10 protein-coding genes are annotated in these 12,735 nt (G+C 75.1%); 5 read left to right on the forward strand and 5 right to left on the reverse strand.

Annotation, left to right across the window (positions count from 1 at the left end; all coding sequences use genetic code 11):
- Positions 1 to 34 precede the first annotated feature (34 nt).
- Both CLT72_RS11380 and CLT72_RS11385 read left to right on the forward strand, forming a co-directional pair.
- Positions 35 to 2,260: a transglutaminase TgpA family protein gene (locus tag CLT72_RS11380; protein ID WP_486484377.1), complete on the forward strand. Its 2,226-nt coding sequence runs from the start codon at positions 35 to 37 to the stop codon at positions 2,258 to 2,260.
- An 88-nt stretch (positions 2,261 to 2,348) separates the two neighbouring features.
- Positions 2,349 to 3,416, forward strand: coding sequence for a DUF2855 family protein (locus tag CLT72_RS11385; RefSeq protein ID WP_101411436.1), 1,068 nt, complete (start codon positions 2,349 to 2,351; stop codon positions 3,414 to 3,416).
- A 402-nt stretch (positions 3,417 to 3,818) separates the two neighbouring features.
- On the opposite strand, the gene CLT72_RS11390 is transcribed toward CLT72_RS11385, so the two are convergent.
- Positions 3,819 to 4,610, reverse strand: coding sequence for an SDR family oxidoreductase (locus tag CLT72_RS11390; protein WP_101411438.1), 792 nt, complete (start codon positions 4,608 to 4,610; stop codon positions 3,819 to 3,821).
- The gene (locus CLT72_RS11395; protein ID WP_101411440.1) at positions 4,607 to 5,581 is read right to left on the reverse strand and encodes an LLM class F420-dependent oxidoreductase; all 975 of its coding nucleotides are present in this window, start codon (positions 5,579 to 5,581) and stop codon (positions 4,607 to 4,609) included. Before CLT72_RS11395 ends, CLT72_RS11390 begins: the two co-directional genes overlap by 4 nt.
- A gap of 126 nt (positions 5,582 to 5,707) precedes the next feature.
- Here CLT72_RS11395 and CLT72_RS11400 point away from each other — a divergent pair, with 126 nt between their 5' ends.
- On the forward strand, positions 5,708 to 6,592 hold the full coding sequence (locus CLT72_RS11400; protein WP_101411442.1) for a DUF1028 domain-containing protein: 885 nt from the start codon (positions 5,708 to 5,710) through the stop codon (positions 6,590 to 6,592).
- A 75-nt stretch (positions 6,593 to 6,667) separates the two neighbouring features.
- Here CLT72_RS11400 and CLT72_RS11405 read toward each other — a convergent pair whose 3' ends face one another.
- Positions 6,668 to 7,336: a maleylpyruvate isomerase N-terminal domain-containing protein gene (locus CLT72_RS11405; protein ID WP_486484251.1), complete on the reverse strand. Its 669-nt coding sequence runs from the start codon at positions 7,334 to 7,336 to the stop codon at positions 6,668 to 6,670.
- A gap of 109 nt (positions 7,337 to 7,445) precedes the next feature.
- On the opposite strand from CLT72_RS11405, the gene CLT72_RS31905 reads away from it, so the two are divergent.
- Positions 7,446 to 7,592: a hypothetical protein gene (locus CLT72_RS31905; RefSeq protein ID WP_158242020.1), complete on the forward strand. Its 147-nt coding sequence runs from the start codon at positions 7,446 to 7,448 to the stop codon at positions 7,590 to 7,592.
- A gap of 4 nt (positions 7,593 to 7,596) precedes the next feature.
- On the opposite strand, the gene CLT72_RS11410 is transcribed toward CLT72_RS31905, so the two are convergent.
- Complete coding sequence (locus CLT72_RS11410) at positions 7,597 to 8,493, reverse strand: phosphatase PAP2 family protein (RefSeq protein ID WP_101411446.1); 897 nt, start codon at positions 8,491 to 8,493, stop codon at positions 7,597 to 7,599.
- A gap of 84 nt (positions 8,494 to 8,577) precedes the next feature.
- Here CLT72_RS11410 and CLT72_RS11415 point away from each other — a divergent pair, with 84 nt between their 5' ends.
- Positions 8,578 to 9,270, forward strand: a complete 693-nt coding sequence (locus CLT72_RS11415; protein WP_101411448.1) for a DUF3159 domain-containing protein — start codon at positions 8,578 to 8,580, stop codon at positions 9,268 to 9,270.
- Between the two features lie 283 nt (positions 9,271 to 9,553).
- Here the strand turns inward: CLT72_RS11415 and CLT72_RS11420 are convergent, their stop codons facing one another.
- Positions 9,554 to 12,445: a glycoside hydrolase family 48 protein gene (locus tag CLT72_RS11420; RefSeq protein ID WP_199184743.1), complete on the reverse strand. Its 2,892-nt coding sequence runs from the start codon at positions 12,443 to 12,445 to the stop codon at positions 9,554 to 9,556.
- Positions 12,446 to 12,735: the final 290 nt, after the last annotated feature.

Below are 12,735 nucleotides of genomic sequence, written 5' to 3' on the forward strand. Positions count from 1 at the left end.
GGCCGCCGGGCCGGCGCGGGCGGCGGCCCGGGCGCTGCGGGCGGTCCCGGTGCCGCTGGCGCTGGTCGCGATGATCGGCCTGGCCGGTGCGGTGCTCGGCCGGGTGTACGCCGGGCCGCTGCTGACCTGGCTGGTGCTCGGGGCGGCGGCGGGCTCGGTGCTCGTCAGCGTGGCGGCCCGCCGGCTGCCCTCGTGGCTGGTCGCGCCCGTCTCGGTGCTCGCGATGGTGGGCTGGACGGCCTGGTCGTTGCGGCTCACCGCGACCCGGGCCGAGCTGCCCGGGGGCCTGGCCGAGGTGACCGCGGACGCCGCCGCGAACGGCATCCCCCGGCTGCTGACGGCGATGATCCCGGTGGAGCCGACCCCCGACACGGTGCTGGTGCCGCTGGTCGCCGCGTGGCTGGCCGGCCTCGCCGGGGCGGAGGTGGCGATGCGGGCGGGCCGGGTGCTGCTCGGCTACCTGCCGCCGGTGCTGCTCTACGCCGCCGCGCTCTACGTCGTCGGCCCGAACGCCGATCCGGCGATCGGGCCGACGCTGGCCCTCGTGGCCGTGGCGGTGCTCGGGCTGGCGGTGCCGGCGCGCGGCGCGGCCGGCGCCGACGCGGCCGCCGGGCTGGCCCCGGCGGTCCGCGCGGCCGTCCGCGCCCGGCTCGCCGCCGCCTCCGCCGCCGGTCTCGCGGTGGTGCTCGGGCTGGTCGCGCTGCTCGCTCCGCTGGTCGCCGGCCAGGTCGACGGCCGCCCGGTGGATCCCCGGCGGTACGTCGAGCCCCCGCAGGTGGAGACCCTCGACGAGAACCCGCTCATCCGCATCTCCGGCTGGGCGCTGAACCCCGGGCAGCAGCTGCTCGACGTGCGCACGCAGCGCCCGGGCCCGCCGGGTTCCGCGCCCGCCCCGGACGGCGGGCCGGGCGCCGCCGGACGCCCGGTGCCGATCCGGCTGGCGGTGCTCAGCGACTACGACGGGGTGACCTGGCGGGTCGGCGCCACGTACCGCAACGCGGGGCGGATCCTGCCCGTGACGGCGCCGGCACCCGACAGCACCGTGGAGACGGTACGCCAGGAGATCACCGTCGCCGGGCTCAGCGGCCGGCTGCTGCCCGCCGTCGCCACCCCGCGCCAGGTCACCGGCGCGCGGGTCGCGTACGACCCCACGACCGGGACGCTGATCCGCCCGGAGGGCCTGACCCCCGGGCTGCGCTACAGCGTGACGTCGGCGCTGGAGACGCCGGACGCCAACCTGCTCGCCACTGCGGACGTACCGGCCGGCGAGGAGGTGGCCCGGGTGCTGCGGGTCGCCGACGGGGCGCCCGATCCGCTGCGTCGCCTCGCCGCCCAGCTCGCCGAGTCCAACGGCGCCCCGTACGCGCGGGCCGCCGCCGTGGAGCAGTTCCTCGCCGAGCACTACCGCCTCGTCGCGGACGCGCCGAGCGGGCACGCGTACCCGAACCTGAACTTCTTCCTCTTCGGACCCCGCAACGCCGGCGGGCAGCGAGGCACCTCCGAGCAGTTCGCGGCGGCGTTCGCCGTGCTGGGCCGCCTGACCGGGCTGCCGACGCGGGTGGTGGTGGGCTTCCGCGCCGCCGACGACGGTCCCGTCCGGGCCGGCGACGCGTACGCCTGGCCGGAGGTGCTCTTCGAGGGGCTGGGCTGGGTGCCGTTCGACCCGCTGCCCCGGCCCGACGAGGAGCCGCGCCCGGTGGAGGAGGACTTCCGTCCCGCGCCGGAGGACCCGCCCCCGTCGGAGGTGCCGGAGCCCACGGTCGAGCCGACCGCCACCCCGCAACCGGTGGCCGCGCCGGGCGGGCCGGCCGACGCCGGACCGTCGACGGCGCTGCTGGTCGGCGGCGGTACGGGCGGCATGCTGCTGCTGGTCGTGGCCGCGCTGCTCACGCTGCTGCTGATGCGCCGGTCGCTCACCCGGGGGCGGCTGGCGCGGGGCGACCCCGGCCAGCGCATCGCCGGCGCCTGGCGGGAGGTCACCGACGCGCTGCGCCTGGCCGGCCACCCGGTCGGCGGGGACCTCTCCGCCTCCGAGGTCGCCGCCCGCGCCCGCGCCGCACTCCCGTTCGGGGCGGACGTCGAGGAGTTGGCGGTGCTGCTCAACGAGACGGCGTTCGCCCCGGGTACGGCCAGCGCGGAGCAGGCGGCCCGGGCGGTGGCGACGGCCGGCGACTACGTCGCCGCGCTGCGCGCCGCCCGCCCCTGGTGGCGCCGGCTCCTCTGGTCGGTACGCCCGGGTCCCCTGCGCTGGCCCCGCTGAACTGGTGCTCCGTCAACCCGGCCGAGGAGTGGGATTTTGCACTCACAGTGCACTTGTCTCGGCGCTGCGGTCTGCTTAGCGTCGGCCCATGCCTGCTTCCTGGACCTTCGCCGTCGCCCGTGACGACCTGAGCCGGACCGCCCTCGTCGAGGGCGCGACGCCCGCCCTCACCGACGGCGAGGCGCTGCTGCGGGTCGACCGCGTCGGCCTCACCGCCAACAACGTGACCTACGCGGTGCTCGGCGACTCGATGCGGTACTGGCAGTTCTTCCCGCCCGGCCCCCGTGGGCTCGACCCGCAGTGGGGGCTGCCGCCACTGTGGGGCTTCGCCGAGGTGGTCGAGTCGACTGTCGACGGGGTCACGGCCGGGCAGCGCGTCTACGGCTACCTCCCGCCGGCGGGGCACCTCGTGCTGCGGCCGGACCGGGTGGACGACTCCGGGTTCCGCGACGCGAGCGCGCACCGGACCGACCTGCCCTCGCCGTACAACGTGTACCGGGCGACCACCGGCGACCCGGCGTACCGGGAGGACCAGGAGGACCTGCTGGTGCTGTTCCGGCCGCTGTTCTTCACCTCCTTCATGCTGGCCGACCAGGTCGTCGACAACGACTTCTACGGGGCGCAGTCGCTGGTGCTGTCGTCGGCGTCCAGCAAGACCGCGTACGCCGCCGCGTTCGAGCTGCACGGTCGCGGCCCGCGTCTGGTCGGGCTCACCTCGCCCGGCAACCTGGCGTTCACGCGGTCCCTCGGCTGCTACGACGACGTCGTCTCCTACGACGACATCGACGCCCTGGCCGCCGTACCGACCGCCTACCTCGACCTGTCGGGGGCGCCCGCCACCCGCGCGGCCCTGCGGCGGCGCCTCGGCGACCGACTCGTCCGCGACATCGCGGTCGGGCTCACCACCCAGACCCCGAACGCCGATGCCGCCGAGGAGGTGTTCTTCGCCCCGGTGCAGATGCGCAAGCGCCGCCAGGACTGGGGACGCGAGGGGCTCGACCAGCGGTTCACCGACGCCTGGCAACGGTTCACCGGAGTCGTGAGCGGGTGGCTCGACGTCCGCACCGGGTCCGGGCCCGACGCCCTGGAGCGCGCCTGGCTGGAGGTCCTCGCCGGCCGGACGCCACCGCGCGTGGGTCGGATCGTCCGACTGTGAGCGGCGCCGCGGCGCCAGCCCCGCACGCAGCCTTCCGCCGGGGTGCGGAAAACCGCACCCCCGCCGACGGCCGTACCAGGCCCGTCGCCTCCGACGAGGTGTTCTTCGCCCCGATGCAGACTGGCTGGCGGTGCTCGCGACGCCGACCGGGCCTACAGCCTCGCCGGCTACCTGATCACGACCGCAGGCTCCGACGGGCTGTCACCGCGCCGCTTGGACGCAGCGTCGGTCGGTCGCTGACACCCGCCCCCCGTCGGTCGGCGATGGCGGTACATTGCCCTCGCCCCGATACCAGACAGGTATATTTATGCCGCTCAGGTATCAGTGTTTCTGACGTACACGCCTAGCGGGCCTGCCGTCCACGTCCGGCACGGCGGGTCACGCCCGCGGAACAGAACGCAGTCAGCCCCGCAGGCGACGCACGAGTTTGCGCAGGCCGGACTGCCAGCCGTCCGGGTCCTCCGCCTTACGGCGGGCGTAGTCGGCGACCTCGGGGTGCGGCAGGATCAGGAAGCGTTCCTCGGCGAGGCCGACGACCACCGCGTCGGCGACCTGGTCTCCGGTGAGCACCGCGCCGGAGGCAGCCACGACCCGGGCGCCCAGGTGACCGGCGGCCAGCCCGTCGGCGAGCATCGGCGTGTCCACGCCCTGCGGGCACAGCGCGCTGATCCGGACGCCCTGGTCGCGGTAGGTGACGGAGAGCCACTCGGCGAAGCCGACGGCGGCGTGCTTGGTCGTCGCGTACGGGGCGTCGCCGACCGAGGTCAGCACGCCCGCCGCCGAGCAGGTGTGCAGCAGGTAGCCGCCGCCCCGGGCGAGCATCGCCGGCAGCACCGCGCGGGCCGCGTAGACGTGGGAGAGCACGTTGACCCGCCAGGCGCGGTCCCAGCCCGCGTCGTCGACCTCCATCCCGCCGCCGGAGGTGACGCCCGCGTTGGCGCAGAACAGGTCGATGCGCCCGTACCGCTGCTCGGTGTCGGCGACCAGCGCGCGGACCTGCTCCTCGTCGGTGACGTCCAGCCCGACGGCGTGGGCGACCGGGCCGAGGCCGTCGGCCACCGCGCGGGCCGCGTCGGCGTGGAGGTCGGCCACCACCACGGCGGCGGCGCCCTCGGCGGCGAAGCGCCGGGCCAGGGCCGAGCCGATCCCGCCGGCCCCGCCGGTGATCACCACCACCCGGTCGGTCAGGTTCACCGCGACCCACCCCCACCCAGGCGCGTGATCAGGTCCCCCAGCGCCGCCGCGCCACCGGCGGCGAGCTCGGGGGTGGGCAGCAGGGCCAGCACCGGTACGTCCACGCCGGCGTCGGCGTAGCGGCGGACCTGCTCACGGCAGTGCTCCGGCGAGCCGTGCAGCACCAGCGCGTCGACGACCTCGTCGGGCACCGCCGCGCCCGCGCCGCGCCGGTCCCCGGCGGCCCAGGCCTGCCACATCGGCCCGAGCACCGCCTCCCGGCCCAGCCAGCGGTGGAACTCGGCGTACGCCGGGACGGTGAGGTAGCTGGTGATCAGCCGGCGGCCCAGGGCGCGGGCGTGCGCGGCGTCCTCGGTCGGGCAGACGAAGATCCGCGCGACCACCTCGAAGCCGGGGCGCCGCTGGCCCACCTCGGCGAGCGCCCGGGGCACGTCGGTGGCGGCGAGCCAGTTGAGGATGACGCCGTCGGCCTCGGCGCCGGCCAGCCGCAGCATGCCGGGACGCAGCGCGGCGAGCAGCAGCGGCGGCGGCACGGCGGGCCTGCGGTCCAGGCTGAAGCGGCGTACGGCGAAGGTGTCGTACTTCTCGTCGACGGTCTCCCCGGCCAGCGCCGCGCGCAGGAACCGCAGCACGTCGCGGGTGCGCCGGAACGGCTGGTCGAACGGCACGGCGTTCCAGTTGCCGACCACGACCGGCGAGGACGCGCCGATGCCGAGCGCGAACCGGCCGGGGGCGGCGTCGGCCAGCGCCGCCGCGCTCATCGCCAGCAGACCCGGGCCCCGGGTGAAGACCGGCGTGATCGCGGTGCCCAGGCGCAGCCGGGGCTGCCAGGCGGCGGCGAGCGCCAGCGGGGTGAACGCGTCGGCCCCGTTGACCTCCGAGGACCACACGTCGGTGAAGCCGGCCGCGTCGAGGGCCGCGTAGACCGCGGCGTGCTCGGCGAGCGGGATGCCGTCCAGCGGCACGGTCATGCCCCATCGCGTCGTCATCGGTCGATGGTGCCCGCTCGCCGGGCCGCAGAGCAAGATCCCGTCGACGATCCCACACCCATCGACGTCTAGGGATATGTACGCAGGGGCGGGGGATAGTCTCCATGCGTGACCTTCTCGCTCGTCGCCCGCTCCGCCGACGGCCGCCGCCACGGCGTCGTCGTGGCCAGCCGGTTCCTGGCCGCCGGCGCGCTGGTGCCGGCCGCCGAGGCCGAGGTCGGCGCGCTCGCCACCCAGGCCCACGTCAACCTCGCCTACCGGCCGCAGGGGCTGGCGCTGCTGCGCACCGGGGTCGCTGCCGCCGACGTGGTGGCCGGGCTGGTCGCCGCCGACCCGGACCGGGACCACCGCCAGCTCGGCGTGGTCGCCGCCACCGGTGCCGGCGCCACCTGGACCGGCCCGGCCTGCCACCCCTGGGCCGGGGGCCAGGCCGGGGACGGCTGGGCCGCGCAGGGCAACATCCTGGTCGGTCCGCAGGTCATCGACGCGGTCCGCGACGCCTGGCTGGGCGGGGCCGCGCTGCCGTTCGCCGACCGGCTGCTGGCCGCGCTGCGCGCCGGGGACCAGGCCGGCGGCGACCGGCGCGGCCGGCAGAGCGCCGGGCTGCTCGTGGTCGAACGCGGCGGCGGCTACGACGGCACCGGCGACGTCCTGGTCGACCTGCGGGTCGACGACCACCCCGACCCGGTCGCCGAGCTGGGGCGGCTGCTCGCGGTGCACACCCTGCTGTTCACCCGGCCCGACCCGGCCACCCTGCTCGACCTGACGGGAGCAGTCGCCGCCGAGGTCGGCGCGCTGCTGACCGCGCTCGGGCATCCGGTCGATCCGGCGGGCCCGGAGGAGGCGCTCTTCTCCTGGGCGGGCCTGGAGAACCTGGAGGAGCGGCTGGTGCCCGGCCGCATCGACCCGGTCGTGCTGGACCACCTGCGCAAGGCCGTCCCGCACGTGCCCGCCCCGCGCCCGGCGCCGGACCCGCTCGCCGCCGACGCCTGACCCGCGCGCCGGGCCGTGCCGGTCCGGGCCTCGCGGGGCGGCGGGCACGGGGCCGGGATCGGGGCCCTGCCCGGATCAGCCGCCGAAGGAGAGCCAGCGCAAGCCGGCGGCGTCGACGACGGCCCGCTCCCGGGCCGTGAGGGCGGCCCGGCCGGTCGCCTTGCGGATCAGCGTGAGCCGGTCCCAGCCGAGCGCGGCCGGAGCCGGCCGCCCGCCGGTGAGCAGGTCGGCGACGACCTGCGCCGCGGTGGGCGTCAGCCACGGCCGCCGTCCGAGGGCAGCCGCCAGGTCCAGGCCGTGCACGCCGACCTCCACCACGCGGGTACGCAGGAACTCGCCGAGCGCCATCGCGTCGCCGTGCCGGGTGCGGACCACCCGGTCCGGCGGTGCGGCGTCGACGGCGTCGAGGGCGGCGCGCCAGGCCCGGTCGAAGTCGGCCACCAGGGCCGCGCCGTCGAGTTCCCGGGCCTCCCGCCGGCCGGCGTCGACGCGGGCGGCGTCCACGGGCGGGGTGAACTTGGCGGCGCCGAAGTAGGCGGCGGCGTCGATCCGCGCCTCACCCGGGGCCGGCGCGGCGAGCATGTCGACCAGCCGGCCCGCACCGGTGCGTACGTGGGCCAGCAGTTCGCGTACGGTCCACGGCCGGCAGTCGGTCGGGCGGTCCAGATCCGCCTCGTCGACGCCGCGCAGCACCTCACCGAGGCGCTCGCACTCGTCCCGGAACGCCGTCCGTACGCCCTCCACGGTCCCCTCCCCCGTCCCGTACGCCCGCCCGACCCTCTCACACCCGGCGCGGCCGTTTCGGGGCCCGCCCGGCGGGTACGCGCGGCGGGCCGACGAGAGGAGCGCCAGGATGGCCGGGATCATGCTGCGCAGCACCGCGTTCAACGACCACGACATGCTGCCGGGCCGCTTCTCGAGGGAGGGCGGCAACGTGTCGCCGCCGCTGGAGTGGGCGCAGGTGCCGGAGTCGGCGGCCGAGCTGGTCCTGCTCCGTTGAGGCGTCAGCCCTTGACCCGGGGCACCAGCCGGTGCACGGCGGCGAGCACCAGCGCCATCACCACGCCCATCGTGCCGACGATCCCGGCGGCGCTGCCCGCGTAGCCGACGAGCAGCGGCCGGCGGGCCAACTCGGCGGGCAGCACGGGCGGGTCGCCGCGCAGGTCGACCAGCCAGGCGAGGGCGAACCCGCAGGCGACCACCGCCAGGACGCCGCCGACGCCGAGCACCGTGGCGGCGACGCGGTGCGCGTCGGCCGACTCCACCTGCGCCTGCTCCCGCTGGGTGATCAGCAGCACCAGCCCGGCCAGCGCCGCCCAGACCCCGACGACCAGGAACGCGGCCACGGCGTCGCTGGGCCGGTGCCAGCCGGCGGAGAGCGTGGCGACCCCGGCGATCGCGGCGTAGCCGGCGCCGAGGAACGCGCCGAAGACCCGTACGGTGCGGGGCAGGACGAGCACCAGGGCCACCGCGACGGACGCGGCGACGGTGGCGTGCCCGCTGGGCAGGCTGTTGCCGGCGTAGATCCGTTCGGGGTCGATGCCGAAGTCGGGCCGGACCAGGCCGTACTTGAGCAGCTGGGTGGTGGCGTTGGCGCCGGCGATCAGCAGGGTCGCCGTGACGGCCAGCGCGACCCGGCCCCGGATCAGGGCGATGAAGCCGATCACCGCGGTGGCCGCCAGCAGCGAGACGACCGACATGGCGTTGAGGATCCGGTCCACCGGCTCCTCGATGTGGTCCTGCCCGATCCGGTTGCCGGTCAGGGCGACGGTGTCGACCCACTGGCCGATCTCGACGTGCACGGCGACCCGCCACACCGCGATGAAGGCCGCCGCCTGGACGATCGCCAGGACGACCAACCAGACCGCGGTCCAACCCCTCGGCGTCGCTCGCACCCGCACACCGTAGCGGCAGGCGCACCCCGGTCGGCGGGTGGCCTGCCGCTCGGGGACGGCTAGGTTGGTGGCGGACGTGAGGAGGGTGCGGTGACGCGTACACCGGAGCGTGCGGCGGCCCCGGCGGACCGGCCGGAGACGCTCGCTGACCTGCTCGGCGGTCGCCGGGGCGCGGTCGACGCCAGCCTGCCGCCGGTGGCGTTCGCGCTCGGTTGGCTGCTCGGCGGGCACTCGCTGTGGGGCGGGGTGGGCGCGGCGGTGCTCACCGGCGCCGCGCTGGCCGGCTGGCGGCTGCACCGGGGCGGCCGGCCGCGTTCGGTGCTGATCGGGCTGCTGGCCGTCTGCGTGGCGGCGCTGGTCGCGTTGCGTACCGGTCGCGCCGAGGACTTCTTCCTGGTCCAGTTGCTGTCGAACGCGGCGAGCACGCTCGCCTGGGTGGTCAGCATCGTGGTGCGCTGGCCGCTGCTCGGGGTGGTGGTGGGCGCCGCGCTCGGCCAGAAGACCCGGTGGCGCCGGGATCCGGCGCTGCTGCGGGCGTACGGCCGGGGCAGCTGGGTGTGGGCGGTGTCCTACGTGCTGCGGGTGGCGGTGTTCCTGCCGCTGTGGCTCGGCGGTCAGGTGGTCGCGCTGACGGTGGCCCGGGTCGCGCTGTCCTGGCCGCTGGTGGCGGCGGTGCTCGCGGTGAGCTGGGTGGTGGTGCGCCGGTCGCTGCCGGCCGGCCATCCGGGGCTGCGCCACCCGGTCGTGCCGGCCACTGCGCCGGTGGAGCCGGCGGGAAAGTAAGGGAGAGGCCGCCACGGGGGGAGCGGCCTCTCCGGTGACGTACGTTACTCCGTCACGGCCCCACACGTGATCCCGTGGTGGCCGGTTTTTCGGGCGTTTTCGCGCCCGGTGCGTATCCGGGTGTGGTGGGGTGGGCCGGCTGCCCCGCTGCGTCGGCCGGTTGGCCGGCCCACCCCGGCCTGACCGTGGGAGTCAGGCCGTCCGCCGACCGGTGTCTCCGCTCCCCCAGGGCCCGGTCGGCCTCCGGATGGGCGGGCCGCGCCGCCCATCCGGAGGAGTCGGTTCAGCCGTTGGGGAACAGCTTGCCGTAGTCGGCGTACGCCATGGCGACGTCCGCCTGCGCCCAGAACCGGTGGTACTTGAACTCCGGCTCGGGGCCACCGTCGAGGTACGCCTGGACCTTCGGCCAGGCCGGGTCGTTCTTGTAGAAGGAACGGATGTCGAGGAAGCTCTTGCCCGCGGCGATGGCGTCACCGTTGGCCATGGTCCCCGTCCAGCCCGGCGGCACGTAGAGGCCCTGGCCGGTGCTGGCGTCGTAGACGTCGTCGAAGCGGCGGTAGTCGCCGCGCTTCTCCACGGTGGAGACGCCCTGCGCGTCGCTGGCCGCGTGCAGCGCGTCCAGCAGCCCCTTGGCGGTGGTCTTCGCCGCCGCGTTGCCCGACTTCGCCGCGTACGCGATGAGGGTGCGGGCGTAGGCGGCGGCGATGCCGACGTCCTGGCCCTTCACCGTGACCTCGACGTGCAGGTTGGTGTTGGGCTGCGGGTTGGCCGGGTTCCAGGTGGTCGGCTGGCCGGTCCACTTCATGTCCGACGGGATCGACCAGTTGGTGCCCAGCGTGGTGTTGGCGATCGCCCACGGCACCCACTTGTCGAGCAGCGCCTTGGCCTTGGCGTTGCCGGTCTCCAGGTACAGCTCGGCGATGCGCTGCATCGACCACGCCTGCATGCCGAACCACTGGTTCGACGGCGGGTCGTTGTAGACCGGGTCGACGTCGTAGTACATGCCGTAGAAGGTCGACGTGCCGGCCGGGGGCTGGCCGTAGTTCCCGCCCCAGCTGTTGGTCGCGCCGCCGGCGATGCCACCCTCGGCGGACTGGAGCCAGGTGTAGAACTCCAGCTGCCGCTCCAGGCTCTTGGTCCAGTCGGTGACCGCCGTCGGCGACTTCGGCTTCAGCTCGTTGACGTTGGTCAGCGCCCAGGCCGCGAACGGGTTCTGGTAGCCGAAGTGGTTGTGGCTGGAGCCGATGCGCCACGACCAGTTCTGGTTCGGCTCGTACGCGCCACCCCAGGCGTAGTACCAGGACATCAGGTAGTGCGCCGAGTCCTTGCCGGTGCCGGCCGGGCAGGTGGACGCCCCGACGCAGTTGCCGATCTTCTTGAAGTACTTGTCGAACATGGCGTAGCGCAGGTAGTCACCCATCTTGGCGGCCTTGGCCACGGTGGCCGCCACGTCGGCCTCCTTGCCCTGCTCCTTGGCCCAGGTCAGGGCCCAGTACGCGGCCTGCACGGCGCGGGCGTCGGCGTCGGGGGCGTTGGTGTACTTCCACTGCTTCGCCGGCGCGTTCGCCTCCTTGACGAACAGGTCGAGGTAGCCGTTGGGGCCGCCGTGGGCGAAGGTGTCGCAGGACGGCTGCGGCACGGTCTCCCACACCGACTCCTGGGTGCCCCGCTGGAAGGTGTTGATGTACGCCGGCCGGGTGGTGCCGTCGCCGCAGCGGCCGTAGCCGTAGGTGTTGTCCACGTCGAGCAGCCAGTGCATGCCGTAGATGTCGCCGGTGCCGTACGTGTTCTGCAGTTCCGCGCGCAGCGGGTCCTGGCCGACCGGCACGGACGGCTCGAGCTGCGACGGGTACTGGCTGGGCAGGTCGTGCTCGGCGGCGTACTGCGCGGTGCCGGCCGCGCCCGCGGTGGGCTGGTCGGCGTGCGACGGGATGATGTACTTCTCCATGACGTTCCAGGAGTTGTTGAACGGCGCCCAGTTCTGGGTCACCCGGCCGTACTGGGCCTCCAGCCACAGCCAGAAGCTGAACGCCTCGGAGGTCGTCTCGTGGCCGTGGTCGGGCGCCTCGACGATGAGCGTCTCGATGGAGTGGTACGGCACGCCCTCGGGGCTGAAGTAGCCCGAGTTCTTGATCTTGCCGTACTGGTCGAGGAACCGCTTGACGTAGGTGTCGTCCCCACCGCCGGTGTCGTTGTCGATCTCGGTGGCGGTGATGGCCAGCGGGGCGTAGCCGGTGGCCGAGGCGGTGACGGTGGCGGTGCCGCCGACCGTGTCGGCGTCCTCGGCCGCCGCGACGGTCACGTTCACCCCGGTGTTCCAGTTGCTCGGGGTCAGCGTCACCGAGGCCGGCGAGACGGTGATGTCGGTGTCGCCGGTGCGGGCCAGCGAGACCGGCACGTTGGCCGTGGGCGCCGCGCTGAGCTTGAGGTTGACCGTCGAGCTGCCGCCCTCGGTCACGCTCACCGCCGACGGGGTGGCGACCAGCACCGGCCCGGACGCGGCCGTGACGGTGAAGGACTTCTCGGCGGTGGCGGTCAGGTTGGCGTTGTCGTACGCCTTGGCCTGCACGGTGTACGCGCCGGCGGGCAGGTCCTCCAGCGTGTAGCCGTACGGGGCGGTGGTGTCGGTGTTGACCAGCAGGCCGTTGCGGTAGAACTCGACCTTGCTGATCGTGCCGTCCGGGTCGCTTGCGGTGGCGCTCAGCGGCACGTCGGCGGGGGCCTCGAACGGGCCGGCCGGCACGTTGAGCGCGACCGTCGGCGGCTGTTGCTGGGTGCCGCCGCAGGTGACGCCGTTGACCGAGAAGGAGGTGGGCTTCGGGTTGGCGCCGCTGTGCGTGCCGTTGAAGCCGATGCTGGTGGAGGCGCCCGTGCCGATGCTGCCGTTCCACGCCTCGTTGGTGGCCGTGACCTGGTTGCCGCTCTGGCTCCACTTGGCCGACCAGCCCTGGGTGACCTTCTGGTCGCCGGGGAAGGCGAACTTCAACGTCCAGCCGTTGATCGGGTCGCCGAGGTTCTTGATGGTGACGTTGGCGGTGAAGCCGTTGCTCCAGTCGCTCGTCGCGTAGACCACGTCGCAGGCGGGGGCGGCCTGCGCGGCGCCGGCCGGCAGGGTCACCCCGCCCACGGCGAGCGCGGCGGCGGCGACCATCGCCAGGCGGCGACGTCTTGCCAGATTTCTCATGTGCGCGGTGTCTCCTCGGACCTGGCCGGGGACGGTGCGGCCCCGGCGGGGCGCCCTGCCCGCGAAGGTGGTCCGGGCGCCCGGGATGGTGGTCGCCCCGGCCCGGGGCCGGGGTGCGGCGGGCGGCGCCCCGTGCGGGGCGGCGACTCCACCGGTGCGTCGGATGCCGTACCGGAGACACCGGCTGCCCTCGGCGACCCACGCATGCGCGATCTGGCTCCGCGTCGCGGTGGCGACAGTGTGCCATGCATGGAAGCGCTCCCACAATGGCCTGCCGCGCC

The sequence above is a fragment of the Micromonospora sp. CNZ309 genome (assembly GCF_002846525.1).

Bases quoted from the DNA above. Each gene is read 5' to 3' on its own strand.
- CLT72_RS11385 (WP_101411436.1), top strand. From the start codon at position 2,349: ATGCCTGCTTCCTGGACCTTCGCCGTCGCCCGTGACGACCTGAGCCGG.
- CLT72_RS11395 (WP_101411440.1), bottom strand. From the start codon at position 5,581: ATGACCGTGCCGCTGGACGGCATCCCGCTCGCCGAGCACGCCGCGGTC.
- CLT72_RS31905 (WP_158242020.1), top strand. From the start codon at position 7,446: ATGGCCGGGATCATGCTGCGCAGCACCGCGTTCAACGACCACGACATG.